The organism is Pseudomonas oplopanacis (assembly GCF_057128725.1).
Map to the genome: position 1 here is coordinate 316,948 of NZ_JBSKHV010000005.1, position 18,232 is coordinate 335,179.

Annotated in this window: 16 protein-coding genes; 10 read left to right on the forward strand and 6 right to left on the reverse strand. The window is 60.5% G+C overall.

Going from position 1 to position 18,232, the window contains the following annotated elements; translation table 11 throughout:
• Nucleotides 1–146 precede the first annotated feature (146 nt).
• Complete coding sequence (locus ACWKV5_RS13765) at nt 147–1,640, forward strand: aldehyde dehydrogenase (RefSeq protein WP_483841669.1); 1,494 nt, start codon at nt 147–149, stop codon at nt 1,638–1,640.
• A 166-nt stretch (nt 1,641–1,806) separates the two neighbouring features.
• Entirely contained in the window at nt 1,807–2,949 is a 1,143-nt protein-coding gene (locus ACWKV5_RS13770) for an MFS transporter (RefSeq protein WP_483841670.1), read from the forward strand.
• Nucleotides 2,950–2,988: 39 nt separating this feature from the next.
• Here ACWKV5_RS13770 and ACWKV5_RS13775 read toward each other — a convergent pair whose 3' ends face one another.
• Together ACWKV5_RS13775 and ACWKV5_RS13780 are read right to left on the reverse strand one after the other, a co-directional pair.
• Complete coding sequence (locus tag ACWKV5_RS13775; protein ID WP_483841671.1) at nt 2,989–4,563, reverse strand: phospholipase D-like domain-containing protein; 1,575 nt, start codon at nt 4,561–4,563, stop codon at nt 2,989–2,991.
• Between the two features lie 60 nt (nt 4,564–4,623).
• On the reverse strand, nt 4,624–6,057 hold the full coding sequence (locus ACWKV5_RS13780) for an aminotransferase-like domain-containing protein (RefSeq protein WP_483841672.1): 1,434 nt from the start codon (nt 6,055–6,057) through the stop codon (nt 4,624–4,626).
• Between the two features lie 179 nt (nt 6,058–6,236).
• On the opposite strand from ACWKV5_RS13780, the gene ACWKV5_RS13785 reads away from it, so the two are divergent.
• Complete coding sequence (locus ACWKV5_RS13785) at nt 6,237–6,482, forward strand: DUF1127 domain-containing protein (protein ID WP_123434907.1); 246 nt, start codon at nt 6,237–6,239, stop codon at nt 6,480–6,482.
• 145 nt (nt 6,483–6,627) lie between these two features.
• On the opposite strand, the gene ACWKV5_RS13790 is transcribed toward ACWKV5_RS13785, so the two are convergent.
• Entirely contained in the window at nt 6,628–7,941 is a 1,314-nt protein-coding gene (locus tag ACWKV5_RS13790; RefSeq protein WP_483841673.1) for an NAD(P)/FAD-dependent oxidoreductase, read from the reverse strand.
• Between the two features lie 147 nt (nt 7,942–8,088).
• On the opposite strand from ACWKV5_RS13790, the gene ACWKV5_RS13795 reads away from it, so the two are divergent.
• Nucleotides 8,089–8,442 carry a YkgJ family cysteine cluster protein gene (locus tag ACWKV5_RS13795; RefSeq protein ID WP_007947437.1) on the forward strand — a complete coding sequence of 118 codons (354 nt, stop codon included), beginning with the start codon at nt 8,089–8,091 and terminating at the stop codon, nt 8,440–8,442.
• A 137-nt stretch (nt 8,443–8,579) separates the two neighbouring features.
• Here the strand turns inward: ACWKV5_RS13795 and ACWKV5_RS13800 are convergent, their stop codons facing one another.
• Nucleotides 8,580–9,068 carry an Lrp/AsnC ligand binding domain-containing protein gene (locus tag ACWKV5_RS13800; RefSeq protein ID WP_003177284.1) on the reverse strand — a complete coding sequence of 163 codons (489 nt, stop codon included), beginning with the start codon at nt 9,066–9,068 and terminating at the stop codon, nt 8,580–8,582.
• 157 nt (nt 9,069–9,225) lie between these two features.
• On the opposite strand from ACWKV5_RS13800, the gene dadA reads away from it, so the two are divergent.
• From dadA to ACWKV5_RS13830, 6 genes are all read left to right on the forward strand, one after another.
• Complete coding sequence (dadA, locus tag ACWKV5_RS13805; protein WP_046031107.1) at nt 9,226–10,530, forward strand: D-amino acid dehydrogenase; 1,305 nt, start codon at nt 9,226–9,228, stop codon at nt 10,528–10,530.
• Nucleotides 10,502–10,855: a RidA family protein gene (locus tag ACWKV5_RS13810; protein ID WP_027926366.1), complete on the forward strand. Its 354-nt coding sequence runs from the start codon at nt 10,502–10,504 to the stop codon at nt 10,853–10,855. The genes dadA and ACWKV5_RS13810 overlap by 29 nt, the downstream gene beginning before the upstream one ends.
• Before the next feature lie 96 nt (nt 10,856–10,951).
• Nucleotides 10,952–12,025, forward strand: a complete 1,074-nt coding sequence (alr, locus tag ACWKV5_RS13815) for an alanine racemase (protein WP_483841674.1) — start codon at nt 10,952–10,954, stop codon at nt 12,023–12,025.
• 128 nt (nt 12,026–12,153) lie between these two features.
• Nucleotides 12,154–12,702 (forward strand): cupin domain-containing protein, encoded by a 549-nt coding sequence (locus tag ACWKV5_RS13820; protein WP_007947433.1) that lies wholly within the window; start codon nt 12,154–12,156, stop codon nt 12,700–12,702.
• A 183-nt stretch (nt 12,703–12,885) separates the two neighbouring features.
• Complete coding sequence (locus tag ACWKV5_RS13825; RefSeq protein WP_483841698.1) at nt 12,886–13,302, forward strand: c-type cytochrome; 417 nt, start codon at nt 12,886–12,888, stop codon at nt 13,300–13,302.
• A gap of 135 nt (nt 13,303–13,437) precedes the next feature.
• The gene (locus ACWKV5_RS13830) at nt 13,438–15,360 is read left to right on the forward strand and encodes an acetyl-CoA hydrolase/transferase C-terminal domain-containing protein (RefSeq protein WP_483841675.1); all 1,923 of its coding nucleotides are present in this window, start codon (nt 13,438–13,440) and stop codon (nt 15,358–15,360) included.
• A 127-nt stretch (nt 15,361–15,487) separates the two neighbouring features.
• Here the strand turns inward: ACWKV5_RS13830 and ACWKV5_RS13835 are convergent, their stop codons facing one another.
• Nucleotides 15,488–16,060, reverse strand: coding sequence for a xanthine phosphoribosyltransferase (locus tag ACWKV5_RS13835; protein ID WP_046030651.1), 573 nt, complete (start codon nt 16,058–16,060; stop codon nt 15,488–15,490).
• An 84-nt stretch (nt 16,061–16,144) separates the two neighbouring features.
• The gene (gene rep / locus ACWKV5_RS13840; RefSeq protein ID WP_027926371.1) at nt 16,145–18,154 is read right to left on the reverse strand and encodes a DNA helicase Rep; all 2,010 of its coding nucleotides are present in this window, start codon (nt 18,152–18,154) and stop codon (nt 16,145–16,147) included.
• Nucleotides 18,155–18,232: the final 78 nt, after the last annotated feature.

Consider the following 18,232-nt stretch of genomic DNA (forward strand, 5'->3'; position numbering starts at 1 on the left):
TTATGTCAAATATATTGAAACATGAGGGGTGGCTGGTTTAGGGTGACGGTTGCCTTGGGCCGAAAAGCAGGCTGGCCGGGCAGAATTCCTGACAGCGCCCGCGAAGACCGCGCAGCGTTCGTATTCAATAAGAGGAGGACACTCGAATGACCACCCTGACTCGTGCCGACTGGGAACAACGGGCTCGCGATCTGAAGATCGAAGGCCGCGCCTACATCAATGGCGAATACACCGACGCTGTCTCCGCCGAGACCTTCGAGTGCATCAGCCCGGTCGATGGCCGTCTGCTGGGCAAGATCGCCAGCTGTGACGCCGCCGACGCCCAGCGCGCTGTTGAAAACGCTCGCGCCACTTTCAATTCCGGCGTCTGGTCGCGCCTGGCGCCGGCCAAACGCAAAGCCACCATGATCCGTTTCGCCGGCCTGTTGAAGCAAAATGCTGAAGAGCTGGCCCTGCTTGAAACCCTGGACATGGGCAAGCCGATCAGCGACTCCCTGTACATCGACGTTCCCGGCGCGGCGCAAGCCTTGAGCTGGAGCGGCGAAGCCATCGACAAGATTTACGACGAAGTCGCGGCCACCCCGCACGATCAGCTGGGTCTGGTGACGCGCGAGCCGGTCGGTGTCGTGGGCGCCATCGTGCCGTGGAACTTCCCGCTGATGATGGCCTGCTGGAAACTCGGCCCGGCGCTGTCCACCGGTAACTCGGTGATCCTCAAGCCCTCCGAAAAATCGCCGCTGACGGCTATTCGCATCGCGGCACTGGCTGTTGAGGCCGGCATTCCGAAAGGCGTGCTGAACGTGCTGCCGGGTTACGGTCACACCGTCGGCAAGGCCCTGGCCCTGCACAACGATGTCGACACGCTGGTGTTCACCGGTTCGACCAAGATCGCCAAGCAACTGCTGATCTACTCGGGCGAGTCGAACATGAAACGCGTCTGGCTCGAAGCCGGCGGCAAGAGCCCGAACATCGTGTTCGCCGATGCACCGAACCTGCAGGAAGCCGCCGAAGCTGCTGCCGGCGCCATCGCCTTCAACCAGGGCGAAGTCTGCACCGCCGGCTCGCGCCTGCTGGTCGAGCGTTCGATCAAGGATAAATTCCTGCCGCTGGTGATCGAGGCCCTGAAAACCTGGAAGCCGGGCAACCCGCTGGACCCGGCGACCAACGTCGGCGCGCTGGTCGATACCCAGCAGATGAACACGGTGCTGTCCTACATTGAGTCCGGCCATGCCGACGGCGCCAAGCTGGTGGCCGGTGGCAAGCGCACGCTTCAGGAGACTGGCGGCACTTACGTTGAGCCAACGATTTTCGACGGCGTGAGCAACGCGATGAAAATCGCCCAGGAAGAAATCTTTGGCCCGGTGTTGTCGGTCATTGCTTTCGACACTGCCGAAGAAGCCGTTGCGATCGCCAACGACACGCCATACGGCCTCGCCGCTGCGGTGTGGACCAAGGACATCTCCAAGGCTCACCTGACCGCCCGTGCGCTGCGTGCCGGTAGCGTCTGGGTCAACCAATACGACGGCGGCGACATGACCGCACCGTTCGGTGGCTTCAAGCAGTCGGGTAACGGCCGCGACAAGTCGCTGCACGCGTTCGACAAGTACACCGAGCTGAAGGCGACCTGGATCAAGTTGTAAGTCGGTTTTCTTAACGACGTAGATCCCTTGTGGGAGCGAGCCTGCTCGCGAAGGCGCCGTAACTGCCAACGATGATGTTGGATGTGATGGCCCCTTCGCGAGCAGGCTCGCTCCCACATTTGTTTTGTGGTGAGCCGAAAAAATAATATCCACAGGAGCGTGGAACATGCGTTGGGCGACTTATTTCGCCGTGTTGGCGTCTGTCTTGAGTGTCGGCCTGGCCCTGGGCGTCAGCATGCCGCTGGTGTCGTTTCGCCTGGAAAGCTGGGGCTACGGCTCGTTCGCCATCGGTGTAATGGCGGCGATGCCGGCCATTGGCGTGTTGCTGGGGGCGAAAATCTCCAGCCACCTGGCCGCGCGTCTCGGCACGGCGAATCTGATGCGTCTGTGCCTGTGGGCCGGAGCGTTGTCCATCGGCTTGCTGGCGCTGATGCCGAGCTACCCGATCTGGCTGCTGTTGCGCCTGATGATCGGGGTGATCTTGACGCTGGTGTTTATCCTCGGTGAAAGCTGGATCAACCAACTGGTGGTCGAACAATGGCGTGGGCGGTTGGTGGCGCTGTATGGCTGCAGCTATGCCCTGAGTCAGCTCGCCGGCCCGGTGTTGCTGGGTGTTCTGGGCACCGAACACGATTACGGGTTTTGGGTCGGTGTCGGCTTGCTGACGACGGCGCCGTTGCTGTTGTTGGGTCGCGGCGGCGCCCCGAGCAGTGAAGCGAGCAGCGTGACCTTTGGCGACTTGCTGACCTTCTGCCGTGGCCTGCCGGCGATTGCCTGGGCGGTATCGCTGTTCGCCGCGTTCGAAGCGATGATCCTGACCTTGTTGCCGGTGTATTGCCTGCGCCAGGGGTTCACCACGGAAATTGCCTTGGCGATGGTCAGTACCGTAGTGGTCGGCGATGCGTTGCTGCAATTGCCGATTGGTGCGCTGGCGGATCGCCTGTCGCGGCGCACGCTGTTCACGGGCTGTGCGGTGGTGTTGCTGGTGTCGAGCCTGGCGATTCCGTTGCTGATCGACACGCTGCTGATCTGGCCGTTGTGGGTGCTGTTTGGTGCCAGTGCTGGCGGCTTGTTTACCTTGTCGTTGATCCTGATCGGCGAGCGTTATCGCGATGATGCGCTGGTGCGCGCTAATGCGCATATTGCGCAGCTGTGGGGGATTGGTTGTCTGGTCGGGCCGTTGGCGGCGGGGGCGGGGAGTCAGTGGATCAGCGGGCATGCGTTGCCGTTGCTGATGGCGGCCGGTGCGTTCGGGCTGGTGATTTTGCTGATGCGCCAGGGTGCGTTTGGCACGGTGCAAACAGCTTGATTGTGCACCCTCGCCACAGTTCATTGCCAAACCTCAAATTTACAACATCCGTTCGAGGCCGACGGTGGTGCTCATCCATGCATTGAACCGTCGCCACCAGCTTCCCGGTTCCTTGGTCAGCGTGTGCAGTTTGCCGTCGTCTTCAGTCACCCAAACCACCTTGCCGTTCTGCAGTTTTGCCTCATAGCTCAGCGGTGGCGCCATGCCCTGCATCGCCAGGTCGCGCACATGCGCGGCCAGTTCGGGGCTGTCCACCAGCACCCCGACTTCGGTATTCCACAGCACCGAGCGCGGATCGAAATTGAACGAGCCGACGAAGGATTTCTGCTGGTCGAAGATCATCGCCTTGCTGTGCAGGCTGGAGTCGGAGCCCTGGTAAGCGGGGCGTCCAAAGAAGTGTGGCCCACTGCCGCCGCTTCCCCCTTCACCCGGCTGGCGCCGTAGTTCGAACAACTTCACGCCGTGTTCCAGCAGCGCCTTGCGATAGGGCGCATAGCCGCCGTGCACGGCCGGCACGTCCGTGGCCTCCAGCGAATTGGTCAGCAAACTCACGGAAACCCCGGCATCGGCGCGACCCGTCAGGTACACCAGGCCGGGTTGGCCGGGCACGAAGTAGGCCGAGATCATGATCAGCTCTTTGCTGACGCCTCTCAGTTCGGGCGCCAGTTGCGTTGTCAGCAACAATTGCGGGTCCGGCTCGCCGTCGGCCAGCACCTTGCTCGGGGCATCCCACAGCGCCTGGTTCCAGGCCCAGATCAACTCGCGACGCCAGATGTCCAGACGCGGGTGCGTCTTGAACGTCATCAGTTGTTGGTACAGCGCATGCTTCTGCTTGCGCGTGTCATCCAGCGATTCCTCGAGGCGGGTCCGGGTGTTTTCCAGGTCCTTGGCCGTCGGTTTACTGGACAGGAATTGCTCGATCGGCTTGCTCAGTGCGCTGTTCCAGTACTGATCGAAACTGTGCCCCAACTGTTCGGCTACCGGGCCGACGCCGAGCATGTCGATGTCGGTGAAGTTCATGTTGGGCTCGGCATCGAAATACTCGTCGCCCAGATTGCGCCCGCCGACGATCGCCATGCTGTTGTCGGCCAGCCACAACTTGTTGTGCATGCGCCGGTGTTGCAGTGACAGGTTGAACAGCCGCCCCATGGTGCGCGTGACGCCGGTGCCGCGACCCAGGTGCAACGGGTTGAATACGCGAATCTGAATGTTCGGGTGCGCGGCGAGGGTGGCGATGATCTGGTCCAGGCCATCGCTGGTGGTGTCGTCGAGCAGCACTCTGACGCGTACGCCGCGATCAGCCGCTTTCAGCAGTTCCTCCACGAGCATCCGCGTGCTGATGCCGTCATGCACGATGTAGTACTGCAAATCGAGGCTGCTTTGCGCGTTGCGGATCAGCTCGGCGCGGGCGGTGAAGGCTTCGGTGCTGTCGGACAGCAGGCGAAAGCCCGACTGGCCCTGATGCGGCGCGGCCTGCGCCTGGACCGAACGGCCGAACGCCGAGTCACTGGCGGGCAGCGCCTGACTGGCCTGACGCTGAACGTCAACGCTGGCGCAGCCGCTGAGGAACGAGGCGAAGAGCAGAACAGCGAACAGGTTTTGTCTGACTCTCACGTAGGATCGTTCCGATTGGCGGCAGGTATCGGCATATGGACGCTGGTTTCCCGAGAAAGGTCAGTCAGTGATGCTGTCGGTTTCGGCTAACAGTTTGATCGCCAAGGCACCGACCTTGCGCACCGCTTCCTCGATCTGCGGTGTTGGCTTGGCAGCGTAGTTCATGCGCAGGCAGTTGCGGTACTTGCCCGAGGCAGAAAAGATGCTGCCCACGGCAATCTGTACGCCTTGATCGTGCAACGCACGATTCAGTTTCAGAGTGTCGAAGCTTTCCGGCAGCTCGACCCACAGCATGAAGCTGCCCTGCGGGCGACTGGCGCGGGTGCCGGCAGGGAAGTAGCGCGTGACCCAATCGATCATCACGTCGCGATTGCGCTGGTATTGCGTGCGCATCCGCCGCAAATGCGGCTCGAAGTGCCCGGCCTTGAGAAACTCGGCAATCGCAATCTGCGGTTGTGGCGCGGTGGAGCCGGTGCTGATGTATTTCATGTGCAGCACCCGTTCCAGATATCGGCCGGGCGCGACCCAGCCGATGCGCAATCCAGGCGCCAGGGTCTTGGAAAACGAACTGCACAGCAGCACGCGACCGTCCTCGTCGAAGGACTTGATCGTGCGCGGACGCGGGTAGGTGTAGGCCAGTTCGCCATACACATCGTCCTCGATGATCGCCACGTCAAAACGCTGTGCGAGTGTCAACAACGCGCGTTTGCGCGACTCGGGCATGATGTAGCCCAGCGGGTTGTTGCAGTTGGGGGTCAACTGTATGACTTTGATCGGCCACTGTTCCAGGGCCAGTTCCAGCGCATCGAGGCTGATGCCGGTGATCGGGTCGGTGGGGATTTCCAGTGCTTTCATGCCCAGCCCCTTGAGGGTTTGCATGGCACCGTGAAAGCTCGGCGAGTCCACGGCCACAATGTCCCCCGGCTCGCAGATCGCCCGGATACTGGTGGACAGTGCTTCGTGGCACCCGGTTGTGACCACCAGATCGCTGGCGCTCAACTGGCACCCGGAATCGAGCATCAGGCGCGCGATCTGTTCGCGCAGTTCGAGGGTGCCGTGGATGTTGTCGTAATACAGACCGGGCATGTCTTGCCGGCGGCTGATACGCGCGAGGTTGCGCAGCAGTGGTTTCATGGTCGGCGTGGTGATGTCCGGCATGCCGCGACCCAGTTGCACCACATCCTTGCGCGGCACTGCGCGAATCAGCTCCAGCACCTGATCCCACTGCGAAATATCCACCGGCCGCTGGGCCGGACGCCCAATGGCCGGCAGCTCCGGCAGCTCGCGACCCACCGGCACGAAGTAGCCCGACTTGGGTTTTGGCGTCGCCAGACCACTGTCTTCCAACACACGATAGGCCTGCTGCACGGTGCTCAGACTGACCCCGTGTTCGACACTCAACGCCCGCACCGAGGGCAGCCGGTCACCGGGGCGATAGAAGCCCTGTTCAATACGCGTGCCGAGCAATTCGGCGAGGTTGACGTAAAGGGTCATGGTGCAGTCTCGCTGTGGGTGATTCGGTAAACCAATACAGATCAGGCAAAAAATCAGGATTCAGACACAAAAACGCAAAATCTGTATGGAATTAATACTTGCTCGTTGAATCTGTAATGCTTTTCGTCGCCCACGCATCATGAAAGCTCTGGCTACCCAAGTAAACAGGAGCAATCAAAATGAACGGCTTGAGCGATGTGCGGCTGACGTTACACAGTCAGGAACTGGTGAGAGGGCAGGAAAACGGCACGCGTGAGGCGCTGATGCGCAACGCACCGTCCGGCCTGGGTCGCTGGGGTCTGTTCTGGCATCGTCTGCACACGCGCAAGGCGTTGCTGGCGCTGACGCCGGAGCAGCTAAGGGATGTGGGGCTGACGCGGGAACAGGCGCGGGAGGAGGGGCTCAAGCCTTTCTGGAGGATCTAAAGTCCTGTGATGTTCTTTAAATCGATTCGCGAGCAGGCTCGCTCCCACATTAGATCTCTAGTGAACACAGAATATGTGAGCATCAAAGATCAACTGTGGGAGCGAGCCTGCTCGCGAAGGCGTCCGAAAGAGCGACATCAACTCCTCAGACCAACTCTTTAAGCCGATGCCACAACATCCCCAGCGCCAACAACGGCGAGCGCAAATGCTTCCCGCCCGGAAAGGTGATATGCGGCACCTTCGCAAACAGATCAAACCCGCCACTGTGCTGCCCACTGATCGCCTCAGCCAACAACCTGCCCGCCAGATGCGTGGCATTCACCCCATGACCGGAATAAGCCTGGGCGTAATACACATTCGGCTGGTCTTTAAGCCGGCCAATCTGCGGCAGCCGGTTGGCGCCGATGCCGATCATCCCGCCCCATTGATAGTCGATCTTCACCGAGCCCAATTGCGGGAACACTTCCAGCATCTTCGGTCGCATGTACGCGGCGATATCTTTCGGATCGCGGCCCGAGTAGTGACAGGCACCGCCAAACAACAAGCGCCGGTCCGCCGAGAGTCGGTAGTAATCCAGTGCCACGCGTTGATCGCAGACCGCCATGTTCTGCGGCAACAGTGAATGGGCCAGTTTCTCACTCAACGGTTCGGTGGCGATGATGTAGCTGCCGGCCGGCAGTACTTTGCCGCTGAGTTCGGGGTTGAGTTGGTTGAGGTAGGCGTTGCAGCCCAGCACCAGTGTCTTCGCGCGGACCGAGCCGTGGGCTGTGTGGACCTTGATCTCGGGGCCGTAATCGATGCGGGTGACCGCCGATTGTTCAAACAGCACCGCCCCCATTTCCTCGGCGGCCGCCGCTTCGCCCAGCGCCAGGTTCAGCGGATGCAGATGCCCCGAGCCCATGTCGATCAAACCGCCGACGTAACGGTCGGAACCCACCACCGAGTGCATTTCGTTGGCCTGCAGCAACCGGGTTTCATAACGGTAACCGAGGCTGCGCAACTCTTCGGCATCCTCGGCGAAGCCTTCGAGGTCGCGGGGTTTGTTGGCCAGGTCGCAGTAACCCCAAGTCAGGTCGCAGGGGATCTGGAAACGCTCGACGCGCTGGCGGACGATTTCCACCGCCTCCAGGCCCATGAGTTTCATCTGACGCACGCCGTCGGTGCCGATCACGTTGGCGAATTGATCAAGGCCATGACCGACGCCGCGAATCAATTGTCCGCCGTTGCGCCCGCTGGCGCCCCAGCCAATTTTGTGGGCTTCGAGCAGGATGACACTCAAGCCTCGTTCAGCCAGTTCCAGCGCAGTGTTCAGGCCAGAGAATCCGCCACCGACCACGCACACGTCCGCCACCAGATCCCCCCTGAGCGCCGGATAATCGGGCTGCGGCAGGCTGCTGGCAGCGTAATAAGAGGCGATGTGCTGGTGACCTGGAGCGGATGGCTGAGCACCGGCGTTCATGGGCGTGTTCCCGATTCTGGCGTCTGGAAAAGTTGACGGAGCATAAGCCGGACCTTCTGGCACGGGCAACATTGGTCGGCTGCTGCTGTATGGATCGGCGCCTTTGCTTCAGAATCGCGCTCTATTCCGCTTTTGGTCACCGCTTCAATGAGCTGCAACAGTCAGAAAATCCGTACGCTTCGACAGCAGATCCCCTCGTTCGAGTGTGTGCCCGGCTGCCATGACTGCTGTGGGCCGGTGACCACCTCGCCGGAAGAAATGTCGCGCCTGCCGCGCAAGACCCGCGCCGAGCAGGACGCGGCGATGGATGAGCTCAATTGCGTACACCTGGGGCCGAACGGCTGCACGGTATATGACGAACGCCCGCTGATTTGCCGGTTGTTTGGCACCACCAAGACCTTGCCATGCCCGAATGGGCGGGGGCCGGTGGAACTGATCCATCCGCGGGTGGAGAAGCAGATTCATGAGTACATGGCGTCTACCCGCCAGGTGTTGGTCTAGGTAGACCGAGGTGCCTGCCTTCGCGAGCAGGCTCGCTCCCACAATGGAATTGCTTCGTACACAAAATATGTGTCCACTGAAAATCACCTGTGGGAGCGAGCCTGCTCGCGAAGGCGGCCGAACAGACGCCGCATACTTCAATCCGGAATCGGCAAGCTCAAGCTCTCCTTGACCTCTTCCATCACGATATAGCTCTTGGACTCACGCACATGCGGCAGCTTGAGCAGGATGTCCCCCAGCAGCTTGCGGTACGAGGCCATCTCGGAAATCCGCGCCTTCACCAGGTAGTCGAAATCCCCTGACACCAAGTGACATTCCAGCACATGGGGCAGTTTCAACACCGCGCGTCGGAACTCCTCGAAAGTATCGCCGGACTTGTAGTCCAGGCTGATTTCGACGAACACCAGCAGACTACCCTTCAAATGCTGCGGATTGAGCCGGGCGTTGTAGCCCATGATGATCCCTTCCCGCTCCAGGCGCCGCACCCGCTCAGTGCACGGCGTGGTGGAGAGCCCGACCTTTTCCCCCAGCTCCGTGAACGAGATGCGTCCGTCCGCTTGCAGGATCCGCAGGATGTTGCGGTCGATCTTGTCCAGCTCTCGTTTGGTCTGAGTGTTGGTACGCATAGGGGATGCGCCTCCGTGAAAAGGGTTTTTGCCGAGAATTGTCGCCAAATATAGCTGCTTATATAGTGAAAAACACTGGCAGATCTTTTTTACACTGCGCACATCACTGCTTGAATACAACACACGTCAGCGGTCAGCCGCGATGAGGGATATGAAAATGCGCGTTATGGTCTTGGGTAGCGGCGTCATCGGTACCGCCAGTGCTTACTATCTGGCTCGGGCCGGGTTTGAAGTGGTGGTCGTGGACCGTCAGCCGGCCGCTGCCATGGAGACCAGTTTCGCCAACGCAGGCCAGGTCTCGCCGGGCTATGCCTCGCCGTGGGCCGCGCCGGGCGTGCCGCTCAAAGCCATCAAATGGTTGTTGCAGCGCCACGCGCCGTTGGCGATCAAGGCCACTGCCGACATCGATCAGTACCTGTGGATGGCGCAGATGCTGCGCAACTGCACCGCCAGCCGTTACGCGGTGAACAAGGAGCGCATGGTCCGCCTGTCCGAGTACAGCCGTGACTGCCTCGACGAATTGCGCGCCGAAACCGGTATTGCCTACGAAGGCCGCAGCCTCGGCACCACCCAATTGTTCCGCACCCAGGCTCAACTGGACGGCGCTGCGAAAGACATTGCCGTGCTGAAAGAGTCCGGCGTGCCGTTCGAACTGCTCGACCGCGCCGGCATTGCCCGCGTTGAGCCAGCGCTGGCCAGCGTCACCGACATCCTCGCCGGTGCCCTGCGCCTGCCGAACGACCAGACGGGCGACTGCCAGATCTTCACCACCCGCCTGGCCGAAATGGCTGTGAAACTGGGTGTGGAATTCCGCTTCGGCCAAGACATCCAGAAACTCGACTACGCCGGTGATCGCATCAACGGCGTGTGGATCGACGGCAAGCTGGAAACCGCTGATCGCTATGTATTGGCACTCGGCAGCTACTCGCCGCAATTGCTCAAGCCGCTGGGGATCAAGGCACCGGTGTACCCGCTCAAGGGTTACTCGCTGACCGTGCCGATCACCAACCCGGCGATGGCCCCGACCTCGACCATTCTCGACGAGACCTACAAGGTCGCGATCACCCGTTTCGACAACCGTATTCGCGTTGGCGGCATGGCGGAGATCGCCGGTTTTGACCTGTCGCTGAACCCGCGTCGGCGCGAAACCCTGGAGATGATCGTCAACGACCTTTATCCTCAGGGTGGCGATCTGGCCCAGGCGAGTTTCTGGACCGGTCTGCGTCCGACTACTCCGGATGGCACGCCGATCGTTGGCGCGACACCGTTCAAGAACCTGTTCCTGAACACCGGTCACGGCACACTCGGCTGGACCATGGCTTGTGGCTCCGGCCGCTTGCTGGCTGACCTGATGGCCAAGAAAACACCGCAGATCAGCGCCGAAGGCCTTGATATTTCCCGTTACGGCAGCAAACCCCAGGAGTCCGCAAAGCATGGCAATCCAGCGCCAGCTCACCAATGAGCGCATGAGTCAGATCGTCAGCCACAACGGCACCGTGTATCTGGCGGGGCAGGTCGGCGATGACTTCAACGCCGGGATTGAACAGCAGACCCGCGATGTCCTCGGCAATATCGAGCGTTTGCTGGATCTGGCCGGGACTGACAAGCAGCATCTGCTGTCGGCGACGATCTACCTGAACGACATCGAGGCGCACTTTGCCGGGATGAACTCGGTGTGGGACCAGTGGCTGCCCAAAGGCGCCGCACCGGCCCGTGCCACCGTCGAAGCGAAGATGGCCAAGCCGAGCATCCTGGTTGAGATCTCCATCGTCGCCGCGTTGCCGTAACCGTTTCCAAGATCCCTCTGCCGGTGCTGTTGGCGGTTCACGCCGCCAGCCAGCGCCGGTTTTTTTATTCCCATGACCGCCTAGAAGTCTGCCGCCATGCGCCCAGCCCGTGCCCTGATCGACCTTCAAGCCCTGCGTCACAACTTCCGTATCGCCCGTGAACTCACCGGGGCCAAAGCCCTCGCGGTGATCAAGGCCGATGCCTACGGCCATGGCGCGGTGCGTTGCGCCCAGGCGCTGGAAGCCGAGGCCGACGGTTTTGCCGTGGCCTGCATCGAAGAGGCGTTGGAGCTGCGCGCGGCGGGTATTCGGGCGCCGGTGTTGCTGCTGGAAGGGTTCTTCGAAGCCGATGAGTTGGCGCTGATCGTCGAGCATGATTTCTGGTGCGTGGTGCATTCGCTGTGGCAACTCGAAGCCATCGAGAAAGCTGCTTTGAGCAAGCCGATCACGGTCTGGCTCAAGCTTGATTCGGGCATGCACCGCGTCGGCCTGCATCCAAAGGATTATCAGGACGCCTATCAACGGCTGCTGGCCAGCGGCAAGGTCGCGAAAGTCGTGCTGATGAGCCACTTCGCCCGGGCCGATGAGCTGCACGAACAGGCCAGTGCCGAGCAGGTCGCCGTGTTTGAAGCCGCACGCAAAGGCTTGTCGGCGGAAGTCAGCCTGCGCAACTCGCCGGCCGTGCTGGGTTGGCCGCAGATCCCGAGTGACTGGGTTCGCCCCGGCATCATGATGTACGGCGCGACGCCGTTCGAAGAAGCCAACACTGTGGCGGCACGCCTGCAACCGGTGATGACCCTCGAATCCAAAGTGATTTGCGTGCGTGAACTGCCGGCCGGCGAGCCGATCGGTTACGGCGCCAAATTCATTACCCCCAAGCCGATGCGCGTTGGCGTGGTCGCCATGGGTTATGCCGACGGTTACCCGCGTCATGCACCGACCGGCACGCCGGTCATGGTCGCCGGGCAACGCAGCCAGTTGATCGGCCGGGTGTCGATGGACATGCTATGCATTGACCTGACCGATGTACCGCAAGCCGGCCTCGGTTCGACCGTCGAGTTGTGGGGCAAAAACATCCTTGCCAGCGATGTGGCGGCAGCGGCGGACACAATTCCTTATCAGATCTTCTGCAACCTGCGCCGGGTGCCACTGCTCTATTCCGAGGGCTGACACCTCGCGGGCCACACCGAAAGTCGCCTCGCCCCACAGGATTCAGGTCCAAGTGTTGTAAATACTGAACGCTGTCGCCATGATAACGCTCAATATTCCAACAACCTGAATCCCTGGAGGCGCAAGCATTGGACGTCGGTGAACGACTGCAATCCATCCGTAAGCTCAAAGGCCTTTCGCAGCGTGAGCTCGCCAAGCGCGCGGGTGTCACCAACAGCACGATTTCGATGATCGAGAAGAACAGCGTCAGTCCCTCGATCAGTTCGCTGCGCAAAGTACTGGGCGGGATTCCCATGTCCATGGTCGAGTTCTTTTCTGAAGAAATCCTGCAGGAAAAACCGACGCAGATCGTCTACAAAGCCAACGAGCTGATCGATATTTCCGATGGCGCCGTGACCATGAAACTGGTCGGTCGGGCACACCCGAGCCGGGCTATCGCCTTTCTCAATGAAATCTACCCGCCAGGCGCCGACACCGGTGACGAGATGCTCACCCATGAGGGTGAGGAAACCGGCATTTTGGTGGAAGGTCGACTGGAACTGGTGGTCGGGCTGGAAACTTTTGTGCTCGAAGCCGGTGATAGCTACTACTTTGAAAGTACCAAGCCGCACCGTTTCCGAAATCCGTTCGATGCGCCGGCGCGACTAATCAGCGCAGCGACACCAGCGAATTTCTAAGTAAAGAAGGCGCCCTGCCAGTAAGGCCGATGCACCCGGGCGGTTTTTCCGCTGCTGCACAAGACCCCTTCGACTTTGGGGTTGTTTCAGTGTGGCGGGCTTACCGCTATACTTGCGCCCGCCTGCGAACCGTGGCCGTAGGCGTGACTAGCCACCATTGAGGGTGAACGCGTGAACCTAATTATGAAAATGCTGGCTGCACCAGCAACCGTATTGGCCCTATGGGCTGTCAGCGCTCAAGCTGCGACGAACGACGATATTGCCAAACGCCTTGAACCGGTCGGTCAGGTCTGTGTACAGGGCAAAGAGTGCAAGGGGATGGAAGTTGCTGCTTCTGCTGGCGGTGGCGGCGGTGCCAAGACCCCGGACGAAGTGATTGCCAAACATTGCAACGCTTGCCACGGTACTGGCCTGTTGGGCGCACCGAAAATCGGTGACGCTGCTGCCTGGAAAGAACGTGCCGATCACCAGGGCGGCCTCGACGGCATCCTGGCCAAGGCCATTACCGGTATCAACTCGATGCCGCCTAAAGGCACCTGCGCCGATTGCACCGACGCCGATCTCAAAGGCGCCATCCAGAAAATGTCCGGCCTGAAATAAGCCGACATCTTCAGTAAAAAAACCGCTTTCGAGCGGTTTTTTTGTGCCTGCGATTTGTGCGGGAGGCTATCCATTGCAGCAAAGACCCGGCAAGCTCGGTCCAACCCCGATTCACGGAATGTAAGGGAGGATCAGATGGTGCAGCTGTGTTCTATCGAGCAAGCGGTCGATGACGTGTTGGCGCGGTTGCCGGCGCACATTCACATGGGCTTGCCCCTCGGCCTGGGTAAACCCAACCACTTCGTCAACGCGCTGTACCAGCGCATCGCGCAACTGCCGCAGCGGCAGCTGACGATCTACACCGCGCTGTGCCTGGGTCGTCCGTCACTGGGCGATGGTTTGCAGAAGCGCTTTCTCGAACCCTTCATCGAACGCGTATTTGGCGACTATCCGGAACTGGATTTCCTCGCCGAACTGCAACGCGACAACCTGCCGCCGAACATCCACATCCAGCAGTTCTTCATGCAACCGGGCAGCCTGCTGCATAGCGCATCGGCCCAGCAGGATTATGTCAGCAGCAACTACAGCCATGCTGCGCGGGACATCAATGCCGCTGGTTTGAACCTGGTCGCGCAGTTGGTGGCCAGCCATTCCGAGCATCCCGATCGCTTGAGCCTGAGCTGCAACCCGGACATCACCCTCGACTTGTTCCCGATGATCGCCAAGCGCCGGGCTGCGGGGGAAACGATCCTGCTGGTGGGCCAGGTGCATAACGATTTGCCCTACATGCCCGGCGACGCCGAAATCGGTATCGACACCTTCGACCTGTTGGTCGATGAAAAGGACAGCAGCACGTTGTTCTCGACGCCGAACATGCCGGTCGGTTTCCAGGATCACTTCATCGGGCTGCACGCCAGCACCTTGGTGCGCGACGGCGGTACGTTGCAGATCGGCATCGGTTCGATGGGCGATGCGCTGACGGCGGCGTTGCTGGCGCGGCAAGCCGACAATGGCGGTTACAAGGCCTTGCTGGCGGACGTGAACCTCAGTCAGTGGGCACAGCTGATCGACCGTGAAGGCGGTGTCGAACCGTTTGCCAAAGGCCTGTACGGCTGCAGCGAAATGTTCGTCAACGGCTTGCTGGTGCTGGCCGACGCCGGGATCGTGCGGCGCAAGGTGTATCCCGATGTGCCGACTCAACAACAGGCGAATGCCGGCACCCTCGATGAAGCCGCGCAAACCGACGGCATCTCGGTGCACGGCGGTTTCTTCCTCGGACCACGCAGTTTCTACGAGCGTCTGCGCGAGTTGCCGCAAAGCAAACGTCTTGAATTCAACATGACCCGCATCAGCTACATCAACGAACTGTACGGGCAAGAAGAGCTCAAGCGTTTGCAGCGCCTGGATGCGCGGTTCATCAACACCGTGTTCACCATGACCCTGCTCGGTGCCGGCGTGGCCGATCAGCTCGAAGACGGACGCGTGCTGAGCGGTGTGGGAGGGCAATACAACTTCGTTGCCCAGGGCCATGCGCTGGAAGGCGCACGTTCAGTGTTGCTACTGCGCAGCTGGCGCGAGGCGGGCGGGGAGGTCAGCTCGAATATCGTCTGGCAGTACGGCCACTGCACGATCCCACGGCATCTGCGCGATATCGTGGTCACCGAATACGGCATCGCCGACTTGCGCGGCAAAAACGATGCGGCGGTGATCGAGGCGTTGCTCAATATCAGCGATTCGCGGTTTCAGTCGGGGCTGATCCAGCAGGCGCAGAGCGTTGGCAAGCTGCCCAAGGACTTCCGCATCGACCCACGCTTCGCCGACAACAGCCCAGAGCGTTTACAGGCGATTCAGGCGCGGCATCCGAACCTGTTTCCAGAGTATCCGCTGGGCTGTGATTTCACCGAGGTGGAGCGCGATGTGTTGAGGGCGCTGAACTGGTTGAAGAGCAAGTTCAAGCTGACGGAGATTCTGGAGCTGGGCAAAGCTGCACTGGATGCGCCAGAGGCATCGATGTTTCCCGAGCATCTGGAGCGGATGCAACTGACCAGCACGGACGGGTTGAAGGAAGACTTGTTCCAGCGCCTGCTACTCACCGGCCTGAAAGCCACCGCGCAATAACAACCACCCCGAAACAACTGTGGGAGCGAGCCTGCTCGCGAAAGCGTCGTGTCAGTCGGCATTGATGTCGGCTGACACGCAGCATTCGCGAGCAGGCTCGCTCCCACAGGGGGCAGGCGGTGTGGCTTTAGTCGATGAAGGTCACGACGCCGCCGGCCAGCGATTGCACGCGAGCCAGGGATTCCACGCGGTAACCCTGCGCATCCAGTTCGGCACGACCACCCTGGAACGATTTCTCGATCACGATACCCAGGCCCGCCACGGTGGCGCCGGCCTGTTTGATGATCGAGATCAGCGCTTGCGAGGCCTTACCGTTGGCCAGGAAGTCATCGATGATCAGCACGCGGTCGCTGCTGGTCAGGTGGCGCGGGGAGATCGCCACGGTGCTTTCGGTCTTCTTGGTGAACGAGTAAACGGTCGCCGACAGCAGGTTTTCAGTCAGGGTCAGGGATTGTTGCTTGCGGGCGAAGATCACCGGCACGCCGAGGTTCAGACCGGTCATGATCGCCGGGGCGATGCCCGAGGCTTCGATGGTGACGATCTTGGTGATGCCCGAGTCCTTGAACAGCGCGGCGAATTCGTCGCCGATCAGCTTCATCAGGGCCGGGTCGATCTGGTGGTTCAAAAAGGCGTCGACCTTCAAGACCTGATCGGAAAGCACGATGCCTTGTTCGCGGATTTTCTGGTGCAGTGCTTCCATGAAGCTTTCCTCTACTGGCGCCAAATGCGCCTAGTTTGTAAAAAGTGTTCGGTTAAAAATGCTTTGATTAAAAAGTGCTCAATTCTAGCGCTTTAACATCGCGCGTATATCCGCCAATGCGGTATTTCCGCGAACGGCTTTGACTTCAACCGGGGTGTCGTCGTTGCCTTCCCACGCAAGGTCGTCCGGCGGCAGCTCATCGAGGAAGCGGCTCGGCGCGCAATCGATGATCTCGCCGTACTGCTTGCGCTTGGCGGCGAAGGTGAAGGCCAGGGTCTGACGCGCCCGGGTAATCCCGACGTAGGCCAGGCGGCGTTCTTCTTCGATGGTGTCGGCTTCGATGCTGGAGCGGTGCGGGAGGATTTCCTCTTCCATGCCCATGATGAACACGTAAGGGAATTCCAGGCCTTTGGACGCGTGCAGCGTCATCATCTGCACACCTTCAGCGCCGTCTTCCTCTTCCTGCTGACGTTCCAGCATGTCGCGCAGCACGAGTTTGCCGATGGCATCCTCGACGGTCATCTCGCCTTCTTCGTCCTTCTCCAGCGTATTTTTCAACGCCTCGATCAGGAACCAGACGTTGCCCATGCGGTAATCGGCGGCCTTGTCGCTGGAGCTGTTGGTGCGCAGCCAGTTCTCGTAGTCGATGTCCATGACCATGCTGCGCAGCGCAGAGATTGGGTCTTCGCCAGAGCACTGCTCGCGCACCTTGTCCATGAAGCGCTTGAAGCGCGACAGGCGATCGGTGAAGCGCGTGTCTAGATGCTCGCCCAGGCCGATTTCGTCGGTGGCGGCGTACATCGAGATTTTGCGTTCGGTGGCGTAGTTGCCGAGCTTCTCAAGCGTCGTCGAACCGATCTCCCGGCGCGGCACGTTGATCACCCGCAGGAAGGCGTTGTCGTCGTCCGGGTTTACGATCAGGCGGAAGTAGGCCATCAGGTCTTTCACTTCCTGACGCCCGAAAAAGCTGTTGCCGCCGGACAGGCGATACGGAATCTGGTGGTGTTGCAGCTTCAGCTCGATCAGCTTGGCCTGGTAGTTACCGCGGTACAGGATCGCGAAATCGCTGTACGGCCGGTCCGTGCGCAAGTGCAGGGTCAGCAATTCCACGGCCACGCGCTCGGCTTCGGCGTCTTCGTTGCGGCAGCGGATCACGCGGATCTCGTCGCCGTGGCCCATCTCGCTCCACAGCTGTTTTTCGAATTCGTGCGGGTTGTTCGAGATCAGCACGTTGGCGCAGCGCAGGATGCGGCTGGTGGATCGGTAGTTTTGCTCGAGCATCACCACTTTCAAGGACGGGTAATCATCCTTGAGCAGCATCAGGTTTTCCGGACGCGCACCGCGCCACGCGTAGATCGACTGGTCATCGTCGCCGACCACGGTGAACTGGTTACGCGTGCCGATCAGCAATTTCACCAGCAAATACTGGCTGGCGTTGGTGTCCTGGTATTCGTCCACCAGCAGGTAGCGGACTTTGTTCTGCCACTTTTCGAGGATGTCGGCGTGTTCCTGGAACAGCTTTACCGGCAGCAGGATCAGGTCGTCGAAGTCCACCGCGTTGAACGCCTTGAGCGTGCGCTGGTAGTGGGTGTAGACGATGGCGGCGGTCTGTTCCTTCGGGTTGCGCGCATTTTCCAGGGCTTCGGCGGGCAGGATCAGGTCGTTTTTCCACGAGCCGATCATGTTCTTGATCTCGTCGACGCCGTCGTCGCCCGCGTATTCCTTCTGCATGATGTCGGTCATCAAGGCTTTGACGTCAGTTTCGTCAAAGATCGAGAAGCCCGGTTTGTAGCCCAGCCGCACGTGTTCCTTGCGGATGATGTTCAGCCCCAGGTTGTGGAAGGTGCACACCGTCAGGCCACGGCCTTCGCCGCCCTTGAGCAGGGTGCCGACCCGTTCCTTCATCTCGCGCGCGGCCTTGTTGGTAAAAGTCATGGCGACGATGTACTGGGCGCGGATGCCGCAATTCTGGATCAGGTGCGCGATCTTGCGCGTGATCACACTGGTCTTGCCGGAGCCTGCGCCGGCGAGCACCAAAAGAGGGCCGCCGACGTAGCTCACGGCTTCTTGCTGCCGGGGATTGAGTCGGGACATACGGAATTCAGGGAGTCATATGTGAAATGGGCCGGCATTTTAACAGGCTCAGCGAATTGTGCTGCTCTGTCCGACTTG